Below are 17826 nucleotides of genomic sequence, written 5' to 3' on the forward strand. Positions count from 1 at the left end.
GCGCTGGTGCCTTAATGCCGAATACTCTGCACAGAAAGAAAAAAACAGACGAAAAGCTGATTGCACTGCGTCAATTGCTGTTATTCGATCAAAAGCAGCGTTTCAAAGGAAGATCTAAAAAACCGCAGTGCTACTTAATTGGCACCGATGAAGTAGGACGCGGATGTCTCGCGGGCCCGGTGGTGGCAGCGGCAGTTATGCTGCCAGATATCGATGAGAATTCCCAACTGGCCGAATCACTTTGCGAATTAAACGATTCAAAAAAGCTAACTCCTGCACAACGAGAACGGCTCGCTGCGATTATTCAATCAGTATCCGTCTATGCAATCGAGGAGGCTTCTGTATCAGAAATTGACGAAATCAATATCTTGCAAGCCAGTCTCCTTGCGATGCGTCGTGCCATGAGCAAAGTCAAAGCCTCGATTCCGGATTTACTACCCACACTGGTTTTAGTTGATGGCAATAAAGCAATGAACGACGTCGAGCACCTTCAAACACCCGTTATTCAGGGAGATTCGTCATCAGCATGCATCGCCGCTGCCTCGATAATCGCAAAAGTGTATCGGGACAAGCTTATGCATGAGCTCAGCCAGCGACATCCTGAATATGATTGGCACCAGAACAAAGGATATGCTTCGAGAGCGCATCGAGAGGCGCTGAGAAGGCTGGGCATGACGAGCTATCATCGCCGTCTGTTTAGCGAAAAGTTCGTAACCGGCGACTGCACGAGTGAAGACCTAATGTCAGACTACGAGTTGCAGGAACGCGTTAAAGAAATGATTGCCAAATAAAGCTCCGACAACTCGAACGACGCCGATCATTAGTTGCAAGTCGACACCGATATTAGTTGCATGTCAGCGCCAACATTAGTTACACGGCCACACCAATATTAGTTGCAACGCACGCCGACATTGGTTACAAGGCGACACCAACGGCCGTGGCGCGGCACGCCGATAGCGTAATCGCCGTGACAGCAAGGCACCAAATTCGATACTACCGGCTGGAAGCTAACTCAAAACAGCTGGCAGGTTAGCCACTTCATTGACCTTCTTCTCGCTGGCGCCTGGACCTTCAAGAATCTGAGTCTTGGACAACTGATCGGTCAAGTAGTCGAGCCCGATTCCGGTGATCATAAACACACGCTCGCCGGTTTCGATGTAGCGCTTCTCACGCAAGTACCACAAAGCAAACTCGATTTCGATAATGCTATCCAACTGCAAACAGTCCATTAGCATCTTTCCGGAAGCACCGCCTGACGCTGGTTTCTTTTTGCGGGCAGCCAGAAGAACCTGCAGAATAGCCAGACGCAACTCAATTTCGTTCCACGAGATTCCGGCTTTGACCATAGTAGGCAACGCGTCTCGCCCGAACTCGTTTACCTTAGGCTGCGCTTTGTGTTGCGTCCCACCCCGGGTCTGTTCCTGAGCGCCGAGAGACATGTCGTAAGCGGCTCGCTTACCTTCATCAGAAAGGGTTTTCCATGCTTCGGTGATGATCCTGAATTTTTCAGCATCGCCAGTCTCACCATTGTCTGGGTGATACTGAGCAGCCAAAAATCTATAGGCGTAACGAATAATGGTGACGTGCGCATCACGATCTACATGCAAAAGTTGATAAAGGCTCAACTCTGCTGGTTCTGCTGGACCTCCGTTACCTGGCGGAGGCGCACCCTGTGGTTTGGGCTGAGGAGGCGGGTTCCACGACATAATTTACATTCCCTTTAATACTTGGTTAGCAATCACAATTCTTTGTACCTCGGAGGTTCCTTCATATATCTCCGTAATTTTTGCATCGCGCATATAGCGTTCAACAGGATAATCAGTGACGTAGCCATATCCGCCGAAGATCTGAACACACTTGACGGTACTGCGCATCGCCACCTCAGAGGCATAAAGCTTGGCATGGGCAGCTTCTTTCGTAAATTTCAGACCGCGATCTTGTGCCAGACTGGCATGATAGGTCAAAAGTCGAGCGGCATCAATTTCGGTTTGCATCTCAGCAAGCATGAATTGAATGGCCTGAAATTGATTGATCGTCTTGCCGAAAGCAACGCGCTCTTTTGAATATTTGAAGGCATGATCCCACGCCCCCTGCGCAATTCCCACAGCCTGGGAGGCGATGCCGATTCTTCCGCCGTCTAAGGTTGACATAGCGACTTTGAACCCTTCACCGATTGAGCCAAGCATATTAGCTGCAGGCACACGGGCATCTTCAAACATAATCTGGCATGTTGAAGAACCCTTGATTCCCAATTTATCCTCGAGCTTGCCGAAAGTAAAACCTGGAGTGCCCTTTTCGACAACTATTGCCACGAGCCCTTTGTGCTTCAGGCTCGCATCAGTTTGAGCAATAACCAGATAATAATCAGCTTCGACTCCGTTGGTGATCCAATTTTTTGAGCCATTTAAAATGAAGTGATCGCCGTCTAAAACAGCGGTACATCTTGCAGCTGCAGCGTCTGAACCCGACCCTGGTTCAGATAACGCAAAGGCACCTAATTTTTTGCCCTGGCACATCGGCACAAGAAAACGCTCTCTCTGCTCTTCGTTGCCAAACATGTAAATTGGCTTTGCTGTTAAGGAGACATGTGCGGAATAAACAACAGAGGTGGTAGCGCACACTTTAGCCAGTTCCTCTACAACAATGCTGTAGCAAAGAGAATCGAGGCCGGAGCCGCCATATTTTTCGGGAAAAGGCAAACCACAAACATCTGATGCGCCAAGCAACTCCCAGTTTTCACGGGGAAAACGATGGTCTCTATCTATTTCCGCCGCTCTCGGTGCAAATTCTTTCTGAGCGATTTCTCGAATTGTGTCTCGAATTAACAGCTGTTCTTCCGTATATTCGAAAGTAAGCGGCTGGTCTTTGAGCGATGTCGCAGTTGCCATAGTCAGTCACGAACCTCATTGAATCGGCGCCGATAAGTTCTCAATCGAAGCCGGCACAGAGCTTTTATCAAAGCATGATCATAACATTCGCGCTCCTCATGTTTGTCTTCTCTTAGAGTGATTTGGATGTGATTTGGATGGATGGATACTCCTCTCTCAACCCTGTAAAATTGACGAGCAAGGCATGAAACCAGCAGGATTTGGAAAGCATGGCAGAGTATAAAATCGTATTTGTAGATGAAGATCCAGTCGCCCACAGCCATCTAAAAAGTGAGCTAAAAGCAGCTGGCCATGAGATTTCGGCCTGTCGTGGAGGCTTCGACGCTCTTGACGAGCTGGGCTCGCAAGGGGCAGACATCGTGATAGCCTCGACTTCTTTGCAAGATCTGAGCGGATACCAACTATCGTGCTTGATTAAGTCGAACGATCGCACGAGCAGACTTCCGATTGTATTAATAAAGGGCACTCCCGCTGAGCAAGATGAATTCTGGCGTATAGCGTCTCTACCTGATGCGCTGCTTGAACCGGAAGAACTTACCGACGTCAAAGCAGTGATCGAAATGCTAGAAGAGTTGATCAAGTCAGCCAAAGAACAGGGCTGGAAGACCAGCATGGTAAAAAACTTGCTGGTTCCCTCCCGAACCTTTTCCAGCCACAATTTGATCAACAGTTATGCCGGTCTGCTGGACGACCTGCTCATTGAGCGACTGGTGACCAGATTGACTCGCAGCATGACTGGACTTGTAGAACCAAGGAAACGCTTTGTAGACGCTTATTTCTCATCGATAAACCAACTTTTCAGCCCGGATGTACTTGGCATCGTGATTGCCAATCCAGATAGCCCCTGGGCTGCGTTTCAGTTAGCGCCCGGACTCAGCAAGGAAGCTTTCGATCAACTTGTGGCCAAAATAACCAAGCAACTTTCCGTACCACGCGACCTTTCCATGGACGTTCGGGGAGAGTTCGAAGAAAACGGAAAAGGTTTAGGAGAGTTTGAGTTATTGCCGGTAGCTGGTGAAAAAACAGGCATCGGGGCACTCATCTTTGCCTCATATCAAAAGAAGACTTTCAATGCCACTTCCAAAGCATTTATGAGCCAACTACAGCTGCAAATGCAACCTGTAATTCAACTGTTGCTCGCCAAGCAAGAAATCGAAGTGCTCCACTCGCGCGAAGCGTACCGGGCATCAATCGATCCGCTCACCGGTCTCTACAATTTGGAATTTCTTGTCGGCTTTCTCCAGCAACAACTGCTCTTCTCTTTTAGACAGAGACTGGCAGTCGGCATGGCGATCATCGACATCGATAATTTTGCGCAACTCAATGACGAATTTGGATACGAAGTTGGTGATGTCGTCATTTCGACGATTGCTAACAGACTAATGAACATCACAAGATCAAGTGATTTGATTGCACGCTATGGCGGGGACGAATTCGCAGTTGTCCTTCCAAACACTGAGATTGCAGGTGTAAAAGTATTGGCGGAAAAGGTTCGGCTTGAAGTCGAACAACTAGGCTTTGGTAAAAACAGCGGAAAAAAAGGTCCTCAAGTAACAGTTAGCGTTGGTTGTGCTCATTTCAACATGGAAGATCTCAATCCAGAAACCATCTTGCGGGACGCAAAAATTGCCTTACAGAAAGCCAAAGAAGCTGGACGCAACTGCGTTTCAGTGTACGATTAACTGATCGCCTCTGAGCAAGGATAGCGAACCATCTCGTCGTAGGACTGGTCGATAGCATTCATCATTGCTGTAGTATCGCCCTGCAAAGCGTTGTATGCAAGAACCATAGCAGCTCCTGCTCCTACGCCTTCCTTGACGTTGCCGCGCTCGTACAACTGCAAGCCCGGGTGCCTAGACAAATTGAAATCCGGACAGGCAGCCGCCATCGGAGCATCAATTTCCTCGCACAAATGAGGAACGCGGGCGTGCTCATCGAACGCTACCCACTTAGTGGTAACTATACCGATTGCACTGTCCTTAATTTGAATGTCGTACATGGGCGCGAAAGCCTTGCACAAAGCATAGACGGCCAGCATTTGAGATCCGCCAGCCAGTATCACAGCTATGTGTTTACTGGCAGACAATGCCATCCCGGCAACAAATGGTTGCATTGGATCGCCAAGAGCAGCAAGGATTGCAATCGGATCTCCTTCTCCGGGCTGAAGAGAAGCGTTGCGCAAGCCCTCTTCCACCAACTCCAAACGCATATCGTGATTACAATTAGGGATACTACCAGAGAGTGCCCGGCGAGCGTCATATCCAAGTGCAATCAGCACTCCGAGGGCAGTCGTAGTTCCACCAGGAACACATTCAGCCATGACAATAGAATCTGTTTCCCGGGACCGTTGAAGTCCAAACTCATAGCCCCGACTGAACAATGCACACACCAAATCAGGTGGCATTGCGCGTCCAGTCGAGATTGCCGCAGCGGGAGCGGTTCCTACGCCAAGAAAAGGAACCCGCGGCACCACAAAAGCACCACAATTCACTATATGTGGTATCAATCCGGCAAGGTTAAGACAAGCCCTTGTAATAACTACAGGAGACACGACGCCCAACGGGGAGACTGGTAACTTGTCGACCGATAAAGTATGACCAAATACAAGGGCTTCAGCGTCTGCAGCAGGTGTCAGCCGTCTGAATTCGGGCGTTGCACCAGCGGCGGAAATGCCTGCAACGTCGCTTGTTTCAGTGCTTCCCATCGACAAACAAAACTGGGTGCGAGCATTCAGACGAAACAAGAGTTTTCGCATCTGCTCTTCACTATTTAAATACTGAATAAACTCAGTCATTCAATATCTGCCGTCCTCGCATAAACTCACAAATCGGAGCCAGTGTCAGGGTCCATACCACAGTGCTGGAGACAGCTCGCCAGATTTCCTGCACGACCGACATCCAACCCGCATTGACAAAGCCGGCGCTGATAGCGTTGCCTTGCAATATCTCGTCAGGAGATGTAATCAAAACACTCACACAGACGGACAACACAGTGATCACGCTAAGCGGAATCAAGCATTTCGCTGAAATAAAGACGGTCCTTCTGGCCTGTTTAACGGGTTCGATATCAGAGACTGCCGACACTGAGATACCGACAAAACTGACCGTAGTAGTCACCAAACCAGAAATAAGGCAGATCGCCTGCGCCGCCAAAGTCACACCTGCAGACAAACGAAGAGCGGAGTTCCCCAGCACAGCTGGCGAGGTGCACGCTAGCACGAGCATAGATAGGAAAAACAAGCCGCACGGTCCTAACAAGAATATGGTCAAAGTCGACCAGAATTTTGCAAGAAAAAGCTTCTGAGTTCTCACGTGCTCCAGAGCCTGCTGCTGAACTCGCACCACACGAGACTTATCAAGCCTCTCTAACAAGAGCTCACGACGAGAGAATGTTTCAAGAGCCGCTGAATAAGCAGTGAGACGAACAAGCCAGGCCCCAAAACACCAGAACAAAAGCGGCACAGCAATAAACAGGGTCACTATGTAGACAGCCATTGCTTGCAGCAGCTGAGAAATTTCAACGGTTTTACCAAACGTCGTTGCTACAAAAAGCGACGGTAAGATAATTGTCGCAAGTGAAGCCAACCACAAACACGCTGGAGTAATACACTGCCTGGCAAACGTCAGCGACATGAAAAGCACGTTTCGCCACCACTGCTTACTTGCAAAACACTTGTATGGTGAAATTTGCTCTTCGGTGGTGAATGGCTCCGAAGACAGAGGCGGAGACGAATCGGTCTCTAATTGTTGTTTTGGTTGATCCACGCCCCACCCCCTCTTCCGACTTATCTTCTCAAAAAAAACACGGCTACGGAAGAAATAGTTAAGTGGCAACATATGAGCCGACGAGAGTTGCCGCTATAATCCAAAAAACGGGGAGGGACGAAATGCAGAGCGCATTGTGTTTTCTTACTACGTATCTCTCTTTGTTGCCGATTTTCTGCTTACTTCGTCCAGCTCATACTGAGCTGATTTCTAACCAAGAGTTGGTTCGCTTCTTTTACCAACACGAGAGAGACATTGGACATGTAGTAACCAATGTCAACTATTTCTCTTATATGTATCCAAAGCTAAGTCCAACCCAAGTGTTGAAAGAAAACTGTCAAGAAGCCCTGACATTGTCGGAACAACTCGGCGTCAAAAAAATCACCCAAAAGGGCTTCTTCGGACGTGTCGGACTGGAAATGGATCGAACACCAACCGCAATCAAAGAAATCGTATGGAATCCGGGTGCATTCCACAGAAGATTAATTTGCCGGTATGACAAAAAATACGACGTCGTCAGTATCAGCGAAAATTGGGCGATCGTCACGACCCCGCTAACATTAACCTCAACATCTCCAAAACCCAACCGTTGACGGTTGACCAAACGGAAACCATTTCCAAAACCCAACCGTTATCGGTTGACTTAAACGGAAATCATTTCCAAAACCCAACCGTTATCGGTTGACTTAACGGAAACCATTTCCAAAACCCAACCGTTATCGGTTGACTTAACGGAAACCATTTCCAAAACCCAACCGTTATCGGTTGACTTAACGGAAACCATTTCCAAAATCAAACCGTTATCGGTTGACTTAACGGAAACCATTTCCAAAACCCAACCGTTATCGGTTGACTTAACGGAAACCATTTCCAAAACCCAACCGTTGTCGGTTGACTTAACGGAAACCATTTCCAAAATCAAACCGTTATCGGTTGACTAACAACGATTCCAAATAAATGAAAGCAGGAAGATGGCTTCCTGCTTTTGAGGATTCTTACCCAGATCCGGCTCAGTACCTCTTTAATTTGAGGTTCCCCAAGTCTTGCCTGGGCTGTTTTTGGGGCCTAATTGCACCAAGCACAATTCTTTCGAATCGGGCACAACCAGGCGCCTACACAGCTTTGACTTCGGATGGTTTTCTGCTGTACTCCATGTTGCCGAAACGCTTCGCCAGTTCCTTAAAGGCCATGCCTTCGATGACGTCTGCCGGCAATTCACCGATCAGACCAACAACCTCCTTCTCAACGAACACTCTCTTATTCGCTTGAATTGGTTTGGCGCCGGCCTTCGGTCGCACAATCACCGCGCCAGCGATATCATCTCCGGCAAATCGATCAATTCCTGCACCGTTAGGACCATTTCCAGCATTCTTCCAGCGCGGCACGTCGATTGCCTTATAAGTCATTTCAACCTTTACCGTCTCGCCATTGGGACTGAGAAAAGTTCCATCAGGTCGCAACTTACTCTTCGGATACTCCTGTCTGTCTACTCCAACCAGAATATTTCCCGGCTTGCTCATCGGGGTTTTGATAATCAATCCCTCACGACTGAAGAAAAAGATTACGCCATCACCAGGCAATTCAGGCAATCGATTCTGAAGCTGAGTCAATATCGAGTTTTGTTCGACGAGACGATCCAGCCGTTTATCCTGGTTGGAATTTATACGAGAAATTTTCTCTTCTAAATGATCTCGAACTTTCGCAATACGAGCGACATAGTCAAAAGGTTCCACTAAGTTGACCTGAGGCAGATCACCTGCGCCTCCTTTTTCGAGATTTTTGACTGCTCTAACCATCAACTCCAGATCAACAGCCAGGTGACGCGCAGCTCTTGCATGTTCTTGAGAATCAGCCAGATCAGATAAATGCTTTGATATCGCAACAGCGTAATCTCGAAGACAACGAACAGTTTGCGCATATTTTGTTGGTCCTGCCGCATCTGCAGCAATCTGCGCTTTCGCCAGCCGCGCCTCTGCTATCTCAATGGTGCGAAGTCGAGTTTCTTCGTCGAGATAGCGACCGCTTTCTGCGGCCCGTTTGCTGTTTTGTGCGAATTTCAATTCGCTTTCAGCTCGCCATGGTTCTATGTTTCGAAGGGCGGCACTGCGTGAATTCGCAAGCCGAAACTCGTACACAAATTCATCAAGCGTCTCATGAGAAGATGATTTCTTCGCAGCTTCGCCTCTGACGTCGATCGCGCTATCGGCTGGCGGCGCGAAGTTCGTCTCGCCAAGCGCAATTCTATCTACAGCGGGTCTGACAACTCGTCGGACGAGCGGACTGGACTTCTGAATCGGTTTTAGCGGATCAAAAGGCAATTCTTTTCGACGGTCCAGGCGATCGAGAAGGTCTACTGTTTGATTCGCAAGGGATAGATTCTGACTCTGATAATCGCTTACTTGGGCTTGTTTTGTATGCATTGTCTTATCCAATTAAAAACTGCTGGACTGCTGTAATGGGCTATCGAACCAAATTTAATTTGCACATCGCCTTTAAACTGAATGGTTTTCGCAGAAACATGGACTTTATGAGCTTCAGTCAATCACTAAACTCCTAGGCACCGTCGCCGATACCAGAACAAGAGACTGCTTTACGCATGCGCTCACTTAAGGCGCGGAGAATTGCATTTAAAGCTAACTTCCCGCAACTATTTCCAAGATTTCAAACTTTGATTTTTTTCCTCAACTAATTTGCTTCATAGTCGAATGATAGATATCTCAGACAAACTAGTCGATTGGTGGAAATACCTAGTGATTAGTAGATTTCCCATGGTAGGTACCCCATAAATGTCCAGAACCGGTTAAACCAATCCTGTATTGGCTTTATGAGGCAGAACAAAATTGGCCAGCGCCTTTACCCGCCTATTTTTACCCGGATATAATTTGACATTACCAATATTACCCGGGTAAAATCACAAGTGCGGTGTTCCAATCTTCGAAAAGCAGTTACACGCCTTCACTGGCACACACATCCAAAAACCTGTACTGAGGATGCTATGACCAACCAGTCTAATTTAAGATGCACTTCTTTCGCTGGCTTTCAAATGATCGCGACAGGAGACATCAACGATGTGCTGAATAAGACAAAGAGACGCCTGGACGAAGGAGAGCAGCAGCCGATACTTGTATTCGATGATGAAACAAGCGAAATAATAGAGATAGACTTCCGAGGATCAATTAAAGCGTTCGAGGAACGTCTAAAACTGGAAGCGGCAGATTCAGACACAATCAAAAGCATCGAACACAGAGTAGCAGAACCTGAATTAGCAGACGCAGCCACTCCTGAAAATACCGCAAAACCCGGTGATACCGAAAGCGGTGCGCGCGGAAGAGGACGTCCGAAATTAGGAGTTGTCGCAAGGGAAGTGACGTTGCTACCCAGGCACTGGGACTGGCTCAACGAACAACCTGGTGGCGCATCTGTTGCACTGCGTAAATTGGTTGAAGAAGCGAAACGCAAAAGCGTATATAAGGATCAGCTTCGCGCCAAACAGAACGCCACCTACAAGTTCATGTCGGCGATGGCAGGCAATTTGACCGGCTTCGAAGAAGCGACCAGAGCATTATTTGCACAAGATGGAATTCGCTTCGAAAAACAGATTGAATCCTGGCCCGCTGATATACAAAAACATCTTCGAAAACTGGCTAATCAGAGTTCTTGAAACCGGCATCAAATCGTATATTTCCCATGGACGAAGATGTCAGGCGGAGTTAAAGTGCAACCAATATATTGACTTTGTGCCCGCAAAGTCCTTCACGGAAGCCGTAAGTTTGCTGCGCGATTACTTATTCGCCAGCAAGGAATCTCGCGTCCTTCCCCAAGAGGAGAAACGTATGTTCCTTCCAGTAATTGTTTTCGCCGTGATTTTGACAATCCCTCTCATCATATCCTTCGTCCTGATTAGAATCTGTCATACAGATGAGATCTTGCCACAGTCTCGTGTTTCTGCTGCTTACTGGGGCAGATATGCCGGTGCCACCGAACCAGCCGGACCAGGCAGCATCGCACTACACAATCCCACCATGGACTCCACTGCACCGACACAGCTTACAAAACACGCTGTTTCATGGCATCCCTGAAGCCAGATGGCTGCGGTGTTTTCAAATACTCCAAACTTGCTCAAAAGGAACAGCCAATGATCATTTTAGTCTATCTTCTCCTCGGTATAGGCATCGTAGGCGCCACCATCACCCTGGTGAGTATTTTGCACAACTTAGATGTATCCGAAATGATGCCCGTCTACAGACCACGCAAAAAGAAAGTTGGACCTACATTTTGGGGTAATTACGATGGCAGCGGCAATGATGTCGCCAATATGCAGACAATTCGTTTGCCCAAAATCACCTTCAATCAAGAAGCTGTAGTCGGCAGCGAGATGTATTCAAAAGGTCACGCCGTTAAAAGCGCCAAACGATAATGAGGAATTAGCCGGACCCAGCGGGAGTGAAATGAAGTCCTAAACAGGGTGACAATCGACTACTGTGTCAAAGCCGACCTGGCGACCTGCTCCCCTGAGATCCTTTTGGGATTCGACAATGCTGAGAAAGTATCTGTGAACGCGCAGATCATCTGTGATTTCCGGGTGAAAAGCAGTGACGAGAAGGTTCTTTTGTCTTGCCATGACAATTCCTTCCTCAACTTTGGCCAATACTTCCACTTCAGGACCAACTGATACCATTATTGGTGCCCGAATAAATACAGCTGGAAACGGCTCCAGTCCAAGCGAATCTATTTTTATTGATGTCTCGAAACTATTGCGTTGAGGTCCAAAAGCGTTGCGACGAACTTTTATATCCATACAAGCCAGGCGTCCTTGCTGCGACCCTTCAATCTCTTTTGCAAGAAAAATAGAGCCCATGCAAGTTCCATACACCGGCAAGCCCTGACCCACCAGCTTTTTGATGGTATCAAAAATCGGGTCAGGGTTATCTCCAGTCAGTTTGGCAATTGCAGTCGATTCACCGCCCGGAATGATTAGTCCATCAATATCGGCAAGCTGCCGGGAGTTTCGTATGTCAATTGCTTGAGCACCACATTTCTCAATCGCAGCCATATGCTCAGCGAAAGATCCCTGCAATCCAAGCACACCAATTTTTGTCATAGACCCTCCGGCAGCTGCTTTCACTACTCCGAACTGCGTCGAACTGCGTCTAACTGCTTCGAACTAGTTCAAATTAATTCGAACCACTTCAAACTACCAACCACGAACTGCAAGTTGCTCGCTTTCGCTCAAGTTGCGCGCCGTGCGACCAACCATCGGTTCGCCCAGGTTGCGGCTTACTTCAGCCAGAATAGCGGGATCCTGATAGAAGGTCGTTGCCTTCACAATGGCGCGGGCACGCTTTCCAGGGTCGCCAGATTTGAAGATTCCGGAGCCCACAAAAACGCCATCAACACCTATTTGCATCATCAATGCAGCATCGGCTGGAGTGGCGATGCCTCCGGCGGCGAAGTTAACAACCGGTAGCTTGCCTTCTTCTGCAACTTTCAAAATCAGCTCGTAAGGTGCGCCGATGTTCTTTGCATATGTCATCAGTTCTTCCCGAGGCATCGTCGACAACAAACGAATTTCGCCAAGAATCTTGCGAGCATGACGAACCGCTTCAACGACGTCACCTGTACCCGCTTCTCCTTTCGTGCGGATCATCGCTGCGCCTTCACCGATGCGCCTGAGAGCTTCACCGAGATTGCGAGCGCCGCAAACAAACGGAATAGTGAATGAATTCTTGTCGATATGATATTCCTCATCCGCCGGCGTCAAAACTTCGCTTTCATCGACGCAATCAACTCCCAGTGATTCAAGGATCTGAGCCTCGACGAAGTGTCCGATTCTCGCTTTTGCCATGACGGGAATACTTACGGCTTCGATGATTTTGCTCACCAATTCCGGGTCACTCATGCGGGCAACGCCACCATCAGCGCGGATGTCCGCAGGAACTCGCTCAAGAGCCATCACGGCGACGGCACCGGCATCTTCCGCGATTTTGGCCTGCTCGGCGTTGACGACGTCCATGATTACGCCACCCTTGAGCATCTGAGGCAACGCCTTCTTGACCAGTTCAGTACCAGTCGCGATTTTTTTCCCGGCGTCTTTAGTTTCAATGACCATAATTTCCTCCAGTCAAGACATCAGTTTGTCAAATCAGTACGTTGTTGCGCACACGCGCTTTGCCGGAAATATCCGCCAAGTTCAAACGCGCAACCGATTCTAAATAGCTGCGCATAGCTCTTGCGAGCCGTTTTATACCCTCTACAATAATTGACTCCTCTGTTTGAATAAAACAGAGTCGGAGATACTCCGAGTGACCGCCATTCAAAAAGAAGATGTCACCGGGAGAGAATGAAACACCCTCCATCTCAGCAAAATTCAGAAATTCACGCGCCGAAAGACCAGGCGCTAACTTTGCCCAAATAAACAAACCTCCAGCTGGACTGGACCAGGTCATTTTTGAACTCAATTCTGCGTCAGAAAAATATTCAGAGAAAGCCTTCAACATCGCATCTCTCCTGGCTCTGTACGACAAACGCACGTGTTCGAGATGCTTACTGTAAAGACCTTCTTCCAGATATTTGGCGAGAATGATTTGAGCGATTGAATTAGTCGAAAGATCTGATGTTCGCTTAGCGAGCAGCAATCTCGCTGTCACCTCAGGTGGTGCCACCAACCACCCCAGTCGCAAGCCGGGGCACAGAGCCTTGGAAAAGGTGCCTTGATGGATCACGATATCCTTACCACCCGGAAGCGAACGCAACGGAGGTAGTACCGCGTCGCCATAAACAAGGTCGCCCACGAAGTTGTCTTCGAGTATGGGCACTTGATACTTCCTTGCCAGATCAATCAATGCAATGCGCCGTGCCATTGACATTGTCGCACCGGTGGGATTCTGGTAGCTTGGCATCACATAAAGCAGCTTGGCTCTCTGCCTGGCAAGACTGGATTCGAGGAGATCCAAGCGAATGCCTTCATTATCTAAACTAATCGGCAGACAACGAGCCTGACGTGCACGGAAATTGCAAATTGCCCAAAAATAGCTCGGGTCCTCAAGAACGACCAGGTCGCCGGGATCTACGAAAATGTTGGTGACTAAATCAATGCCCTGCTGAGAACCGCTGACAATCAAAAGCTCATCGTCACCACAGTCGATACCATGTTTGAGCAGATGTTTCTTCACTTCTGTTCGTAAATAATGACTGCCTTCGGCAGCGCTATATCCGAACATACGAGCTGCATCTGCGGACTGCAACAACTCATTGACGATGCGATGAAACTGCTCGTTGGGGTAGAACTCCTCAGTTGGAATTCCACCGGCGAAAGAAATAATATCGGAGCGCTCTGGTGCTGCCGGCTGGCGCCCAATCAAATCGAGCGAAGCACGACTGGATTCAGAGAATTTTTCAGTCCAGTTCAAAACAGCAGGCCAGGCGCCATCGCTCACGGCAGGCATTTCTTCAGCACTCTTGAAAGCAAGACGACGTCGTTGCGCGAGCGGACGTACGAATGTGCCGCGCCCGACGTGGCTATCGATCAAGCCTGACTGGCTCAGTTCGAGATAGGCCCTCGAGACCGTGGAGCGATCAATTTTCAAAAGAGCCGCCAGTTCTCTATTCGTCGGCAAGCGGCTATTGTCAGTTAATTCTCCGGACTGAATCGCTTTGCGAATACCGGAGGTTATTCTGGCGTACATGGGCTCGGTTCGATCCAGCCCATGCTCTTCCACATTCAGCAAATCCAGCCAATCCATAAATTCCGACTCATCCAATCTGGATTAAACCAGTCCCCGGCCGACCAACTAAAAGTCCAAGGAAACAAAGGACTCAGGTAAAGCCAACAAAAAACAGCATCAAGCAAAATTCAGCATATCCCAGATTGGCAGGGAAGACAATCCAGCCAATCATGATTGTATGGATACTGAAACGTGCCAGCGTATTCAACCGTTATCGATTCAGTATTTTTTGCTCAAATCGGTTGGATTGACGTCCAGTTGGATTGACGTCCAGTTGGGATCGAGGTCCAGCTTGGATCGAGGTCCGGCTGGATAGAGATCCCGTCCGAGCTTAGTGGCAAGCTCCAGCACACGGAGCGCCGTCAGTCCGTCTGAGCTCTTTCAGTCCACCCAGGTATGGGACAAGCACCTCAGGCACCCTGACGCTTCCGTCAGGCTGCTGGTAATTCTCTAATATCGCCGCCAGAGTTCTGCCGATCGCTAATCCAGAGCCGTTTATAGTGTGCAAGAAGCGAGCTTTTCCTTCATCAGCGGGTCTGTACTTGAGATTCGCTCGCCGTGCCTGGAAATCGCCAAAGTTACTGCATGAGCTGATTTCACGATACTTGTTTTGACCGGGAAACCAGACTTCAAGATCGAAGCATTTTTTTGCAGAAAAACCAATGTCGCCGGCACACAAGATTACTCGCCGATATGGCAACTTGAGCGCCTCTAGAACGGCTTCCGCATCACGCGTCAACTTTTCGTGCTCCGCTTCTGAGTCTTCAGGCAAGCAAAATTTGACCAGCTCGACCTTGTTGAACTGATGCTGCCGAATGTAGCCTCGCGTGTCCTTGCCCGCGCTACCAGCTTCTCGACGGAAATTAGGCGTGTAAGCACAGTGACTGATGGGCAGAGCAGAAGCATCTAAAACCTCATCACGATACAAATTAGTTACCGGCACCTCTGCAGTAGGCACCAGATATAGTTCGTCATCTGCACACTTATAGAAGTCCCCTTCGAACTTGGGCAACTGTCCGGTACCAATCATGCATTGACGATTAACAAGTATCGGCGGAAAAACTTCGCTATAACCGCGGCTTGAGTGGAAGTCGAGCATGAAGTTCATCAAGGCACGCTCCATCTTCGCACCCATTTCCATGAGCACAGTGAAACGTGACTCGGCAATTTTCACGCCGCGTTCAAAATCGAAAATGCGTAATGGAGGCCCTAATTCCCAATGCTCCTTGGGATCTTCGATCTCCGGCTTTTCGCCCCACACATGCAGCTCGACATTGTGAGTTTCGTCAGGACCATCGGGAACGGAAGCATCTGGAACGTTCGGCAAAGCAAAGTGAAGCTCTTTCACCCGCGCATCCAACTCAGTGCGCAATGCGTTGGCTTCTTTGATGCGAACATTTACGTCCTTGGCCTCTACTTTCAGCTTTTCGCGCTCATCTGCCTGAGCCGCCTTAATCAGACCTTGCAGCTGGTTGCTACGTTGATTGAGCGCTTCCCACTCGCTCTGCGCCTTGCGCTGAGCGGCATCAACCTCAACTAATTCTTTGATCGAGAAACCGCCATTGCGACGCCCCAGAGCCTTCTCAATTTCGTCTGCTTTTTCTCGAATTAGTCTTAGATCAATCATGGCTTCACTTTGAACTTTTTACAGGGATAACGCGTATTCACTTACAGGAAGGTCCATTCACCTACCTGCAAAGATGACAATTATATAGAAAGGACAGGTTTATGCAGCACAAATCAGATCAAACATCCACACATTGTTGCATTCGGTGGAACCACTGAAGATGCAAATGGAACTGCTCAACGACTCAATTGTCAAACGCCGTACGCTCTTGTGGCACATGGGCGAACGCTTCGCAGCGCAAACACTGCTTTCGCAGGGTTGGACCATCATCAACCAGAACTGGAAAGCAGGCAGATATGAAATCGACATCATTGCTCTTAGCCCCGAACAACTGCTTGTGTTTATAGAAGTCAAAACCAGAATCACATCTGTTCACCCCGGCGTGTCGATGTACGGCCTGGAATCAATTACACACGAGAAGAAACAAAGACTTGTAGCGGCAGCGAGTATTTACCTTCATCACAACGAACTTGTCGACAGGGGCGCTCGTCTAGATGTAATCGTTGTCAGCTATCCACGAAAACAAAATCCCCAAAATCAAGACCCAAGAAATTCTCCTGAACGACCGCGCCGGAATCCGGTCGATAACCAGGCGGAAGTTCTAGAGGGACTCGACGAGGACGCACTCAGATCCAAATTGGACGCCCCGGTTGTGACTCATATCTACCAGGCTTTCTACTGACGAATGCACTCCTGCCTACCTAAACTAAAACAACTCACATTCGTAATTTTCCCAGTGACAGTGCTATCTCTCTTTGCTACCTTCAATGTGAGCAGCCTTAGCCTTCACCTTAACCTAACGCCCAGAAAGCCGCTATAAACGGTCTAATTGCGCACCCACAATTTGCAGGACCCGTGCACATGTTTGCTTGGAAAGACAAAAGAGGAATTCAGGAAACCATATCCAAGTTAGTCTCGGCAGAAAACAACGGCCGGGGCTCTAACCGCCGGGCAATCAATCTTGTGCCACTACCTGCGGTGCGCGATGCTCACGAAATCGCCCAGTCACATCGCATCAAGTATCATCAACTGCTTGTTTCAATTGAGGCTAAACAGAGCACTTGCTGTATCCGCATCGTATCAGAAACCAGTAAATCGCGTGCCGCCATACTGGTTTTTCGAGGACGGGTACTGGGTTGCCTGTACGGAAGTAAAGTCGAAACCGAACAAGTCTTCGGGCAAGAAGCGCATCGGTTGTCGATGTCTGAACTCGCCAAACCGGGCAATATCATCGACACATATTTACTAAATGAGGAGCTTGTTCTAGCTGGTGGAGCTCTTTTTCACGGTCATCCGATCGAACACTCAGGCGGCACAGCAGAACAAATTTTCGAAACCGTGGTGCGTAATCTCATGCACAGCAATTCACCAGGTTGTGTAGTGATTAACTCCTCCACTAATGAAGCTCTGTGCATGGTTTACATCTTTAAAGGACAAATAGCCGGCGTCTACTCATTTAGCGAAGGATGGGTGCAATCGACATATGAGACAGCGCTCGGATACGTGCTCAGCGACAACGGAGTACAAGTCATGGCCAGCGCGTTAGCAGCTCGCAACATCAAAGAAGTGGAAGAGATGACCTTCAGCCTGACCGGGCTCGGTGATAGAGCCAGTCACGTCAGCTACACTACCTTCATACCTACTGACCACCTCGATGTCGAGGAGTTGCAGAAAGATTCGGGTCGACACAAGCCTTTGCGTAACAACTCAGGTTTGATTCGTAGCAAAACCACAATGCACTGCTAGCAGCAGCGCCAGTACCGCTTTGACAGTTTTTGCGATTTTCTGAGCTAGGCTCAGGGCGCGGTTTTTAGATGAATGTT

The 17826-nt window shown here is 48.7% G+C and carries 18 protein-coding genes; 8 read left to right on the forward strand and 10 right to left on the reverse strand.

Annotated elements, in window-relative coordinates; translation table 11 throughout:
• Positions 1-14: 14 nt before the first annotated feature.
• Positions 15-791 carry a ribonuclease HII gene (locus tag EKK48_06360; protein RTL44870.1) on the forward strand — a complete coding sequence of 259 codons (777 nt, stop codon included), beginning with the start codon at positions 15-17 and terminating at the stop codon, positions 789-791.
• A gap of 216 nt (positions 792-1007) precedes the next feature.
• On the opposite strand, the gene EKK48_06365 is transcribed toward EKK48_06360, so the two are convergent.
• Both EKK48_06365 and EKK48_06370 read right to left on the reverse strand, forming a co-directional pair.
• Positions 1008-1706, reverse strand: coding sequence for a J domain-containing protein (locus tag EKK48_06365; protein RTL44871.1), 699 nt, complete (start codon positions 1704-1706; stop codon positions 1008-1010).
• Positions 1707-1709: 3 nt separating this feature from the next.
• On the reverse strand, positions 1710-2888 hold the full coding sequence (locus EKK48_06370; protein ID RTL44872.1) for an acyl-CoA dehydrogenase: 1179 nt from the start codon (positions 2886-2888) through the stop codon (positions 1710-1712).
• A 209-nt stretch (positions 2889-3097) separates the two neighbouring features.
• Here EKK48_06370 and EKK48_06375 point away from each other — a divergent pair, with 209 nt between their 5' ends.
• A complete protein-coding gene (locus EKK48_06375; protein RTL44873.1) occupies positions 3098-4570 on the forward strand; it encodes a diguanylate cyclase in 1473 nt (490 codons plus the stop codon).
• Here EKK48_06375 and EKK48_06380 read toward each other — a convergent pair.
• Together EKK48_06380 and EKK48_06385 are read right to left on the reverse strand one after the other, a co-directional pair.
• The gene (locus EKK48_06380) at positions 4567-5682 is read right to left on the reverse strand and encodes a TIGR00303 family protein (protein ID RTL44874.1); all 1116 of its coding nucleotides are present in this window, start codon (positions 5680-5682) and stop codon (positions 4567-4569) included. The two genes, EKK48_06375 and EKK48_06380, sit on opposite strands and share 4 nt — an antisense overlap.
• Positions 5675-6652 carry a hypothetical protein gene (locus tag EKK48_06385; GenBank protein RTL44875.1) on the reverse strand — a complete coding sequence of 326 codons (978 nt, stop codon included), beginning with the start codon at positions 6650-6652 and terminating at the stop codon, positions 5675-5677. Before EKK48_06385 ends, EKK48_06380 begins: the two co-directional genes overlap by 8 nt.
• Positions 6653-6714: 62 nt before the next feature.
• Between EKK48_06385 and EKK48_06390 the strand changes: the two genes are divergently transcribed.
• Positions 6715-7245: a hypothetical protein gene (locus EKK48_06390; protein RTL44876.1), complete on the forward strand. Its 531-nt coding sequence runs from the start codon at positions 6715-6717 to the stop codon at positions 7243-7245.
• 50 nt (positions 7246-7295) lie between these two features.
• Here the strand turns inward: EKK48_06390 and EKK48_06395 are convergent, their stop codons facing one another.
• Positions 7296-7520 carry a hypothetical protein gene (locus EKK48_06395; protein ID RTL44877.1) on the reverse strand — a complete coding sequence of 75 codons (225 nt, stop codon included), beginning with the start codon at positions 7518-7520 and terminating at the stop codon, positions 7296-7298.
• A gap of 244 nt (positions 7521-7764) precedes the next feature.
• Complete coding sequence (locus EKK48_06400; GenBank protein ID RTL44878.1) at positions 7765-9072, reverse strand: hypothetical protein; 1308 nt, start codon at positions 9070-9072, stop codon at positions 7765-7767.
• A 575-nt stretch (positions 9073-9647) separates the two neighbouring features.
• On the opposite strand from EKK48_06400, the gene EKK48_06405 reads away from it, so the two are divergent.
• From EKK48_06405 to EKK48_06415, 3 genes are all read left to right on the forward strand, one after another.
• Positions 9648-10313 carry a DUF2239 family protein gene (locus EKK48_06405; protein RTL44879.1) on the forward strand — a complete coding sequence of 222 codons (666 nt, stop codon included), beginning with the start codon at positions 9648-9650 and terminating at the stop codon, positions 10311-10313.
• A gap of 172 nt (positions 10314-10485) precedes the next feature.
• Positions 10486-10731, forward strand: a complete 246-nt coding sequence (locus EKK48_06410; protein RTL44880.1) for a hypothetical protein — start codon at positions 10486-10488, stop codon at positions 10729-10731.
• 56 nt (positions 10732-10787) lie between these two features.
• Complete coding sequence (locus tag EKK48_06415; protein ID RTL44881.1) at positions 10788-11069, forward strand: hypothetical protein; 282 nt, start codon at positions 10788-10790, stop codon at positions 11067-11069.
• A gap of 39 nt (positions 11070-11108) precedes the next feature.
• On the opposite strand, the gene pdxT is transcribed toward EKK48_06415, so the two are convergent.
• The 4 genes from pdxT to EKK48_06435 form a co-directional block, all read right to left on the reverse strand.
• Positions 11109-11753: a pyridoxal 5'-phosphate synthase glutaminase subunit PdxT gene (gene pdxT, locus EKK48_06420; protein ID RTL44882.1), complete on the reverse strand. Its 645-nt coding sequence runs from the start codon at positions 11751-11753 to the stop codon at positions 11109-11111.
• A gap of 93 nt (positions 11754-11846) precedes the next feature.
• The gene (gene pdxS / locus EKK48_06425) at positions 11847-12761 is read right to left on the reverse strand and encodes a pyridoxal 5'-phosphate synthase lyase subunit PdxS (protein RTL44883.1); all 915 of its coding nucleotides are present in this window, start codon (positions 12759-12761) and stop codon (positions 11847-11849) included.
• Positions 12762-12789: 28 nt separating this feature from the next.
• Positions 12790-14394, reverse strand: coding sequence for a PLP-dependent aminotransferase family protein (locus EKK48_06430; GenBank protein RTL44884.1), 1605 nt, complete (start codon positions 14392-14394; stop codon positions 12790-12792).
• Positions 14395-14707: 313 nt separating this feature from the next.
• Positions 14708-16003 carry a serine--tRNA ligase gene (locus tag EKK48_06435; GenBank protein ID RTL44885.1) on the reverse strand — a complete coding sequence of 432 codons (1296 nt, stop codon included), beginning with the start codon at positions 16001-16003 and terminating at the stop codon, positions 14708-14710.
• A 160-nt stretch (positions 16004-16163) separates the two neighbouring features.
• Here EKK48_06435 and EKK48_06440 point away from each other — a divergent pair, with 160 nt between their 5' ends.
• Both EKK48_06440 and EKK48_06445 read left to right on the forward strand, forming a co-directional pair.
• Entirely contained in the window at positions 16164-16685 is a 522-nt protein-coding gene (locus tag EKK48_06440) for a hypothetical protein (GenBank protein ID RTL44886.1), read from the forward strand.
• Positions 16686-16864: 179 nt separating this feature from the next.
• On the forward strand, positions 16865-17749 hold the full coding sequence (locus EKK48_06445) for a hypothetical protein (protein ID RTL44887.1): 885 nt from the start codon (positions 16865-16867) through the stop codon (positions 17747-17749).
• Positions 17750-17826: the final 77 nt, after the last annotated feature.

The organism is Candidatus Melainabacteria bacterium (genome assembly GCA_003963305.1).
GTDB lineage: Bacteria > Cyanobacteriota > Vampirovibrionia > Obscuribacterales > Obscuribacteraceae > PALSA-1081.

What these genes read in the sequence shown, in the direction of transcription:
- EKK48_06360 (RTL44870.1), top strand. Translation starts at nt 15, where the DNA reads ATGCCGAATACTCTGCACAGAAAGAAAAAAACAGACGAAAAGCTGATT.
- EKK48_06365 (RTL44871.1), bottom strand. Translation starts at nt 1,706, where the DNA reads ATGTCGTGGAACCCGCCTCCTCAGCCCAAACCACAGGGTGCGCCTCCG.
- EKK48_06370 (RTL44872.1), bottom strand. Translation starts at nt 2,888, where the DNA reads ATGGCAACTGCGACATCGCTCAAAGACCAGCCGCTTACTTTCGAATAT.
- EKK48_06375 (RTL44873.1), top strand. Translation starts at nt 3,098, where the DNA reads ATGGCAGAGTATAAAATCGTATTTGTAGATGAAGATCCAGTCGCCCAC.
- EKK48_06380 (RTL44874.1), bottom strand. Translation starts at nt 5,682, where the DNA reads ATGACTGAGTTTATTCAGTATTTAAATAGTGAAGAGCAGATGCGAAAA.
- EKK48_06395 (RTL44877.1), bottom strand. Translation starts at nt 7,520, where the DNA reads ATGGTTTCCGTTAAGTCAACCGATAACGGTTGGGTTTTGGAAATGGTT.
- EKK48_06400 (RTL44878.1), bottom strand. Translation starts at nt 9,072, where the DNA reads ATGCATACAAAACAAGCCCAAGTAAGCGATTATCAGAGTCAGAATCTA.
- EKK48_06405 (RTL44879.1), top strand. Translation starts at nt 9,648, where the DNA reads ATGACCAACCAGTCTAATTTAAGATGCACTTCTTTCGCTGGCTTTCAA.
- EKK48_06410 (RTL44880.1), top strand. Translation starts at nt 10,486, where the DNA reads ATGTTCCTTCCAGTAATTGTTTTCGCCGTGATTTTGACAATCCCTCTC.
- EKK48_06415 (RTL44881.1), top strand. Translation starts at nt 10,788, where the DNA reads ATGATCATTTTAGTCTATCTTCTCCTCGGTATAGGCATCGTAGGCGCC.
- pdxT (RTL44882.1), bottom strand. Translation starts at nt 11,753, where the DNA reads ATGACAAAAATTGGTGTGCTTGGATTGCAGGGATCTTTCGCTGAGCAT.
- pdxS (RTL44883.1), bottom strand. Translation starts at nt 12,761, where the DNA reads ATGGTCATTGAAACTAAAGACGCCGGGAAAAAAATCGCGACTGGTACT.
- EKK48_06430 (RTL44884.1), bottom strand. Translation starts at nt 14,394, where the DNA reads ATGGATTGGCTGGATTTGCTGAATGTGGAAGAGCATGGGCTGGATCGA.
- EKK48_06435 (RTL44885.1), bottom strand. Translation starts at nt 16,003, where the DNA reads ATGATTGATCTAAGACTAATTCGAGAAAAAGCAGACGAAATTGAGAAG.
- EKK48_06440 (RTL44886.1), top strand. Translation starts at nt 16,164, where the DNA reads ATGCAAATGGAACTGCTCAACGACTCAATTGTCAAACGCCGTACGCTC.
- EKK48_06445 (RTL44887.1), top strand. Translation starts at nt 16,865, where the DNA reads ATGTTTGCTTGGAAAGACAAAAGAGGAATTCAGGAAACCATATCCAAG.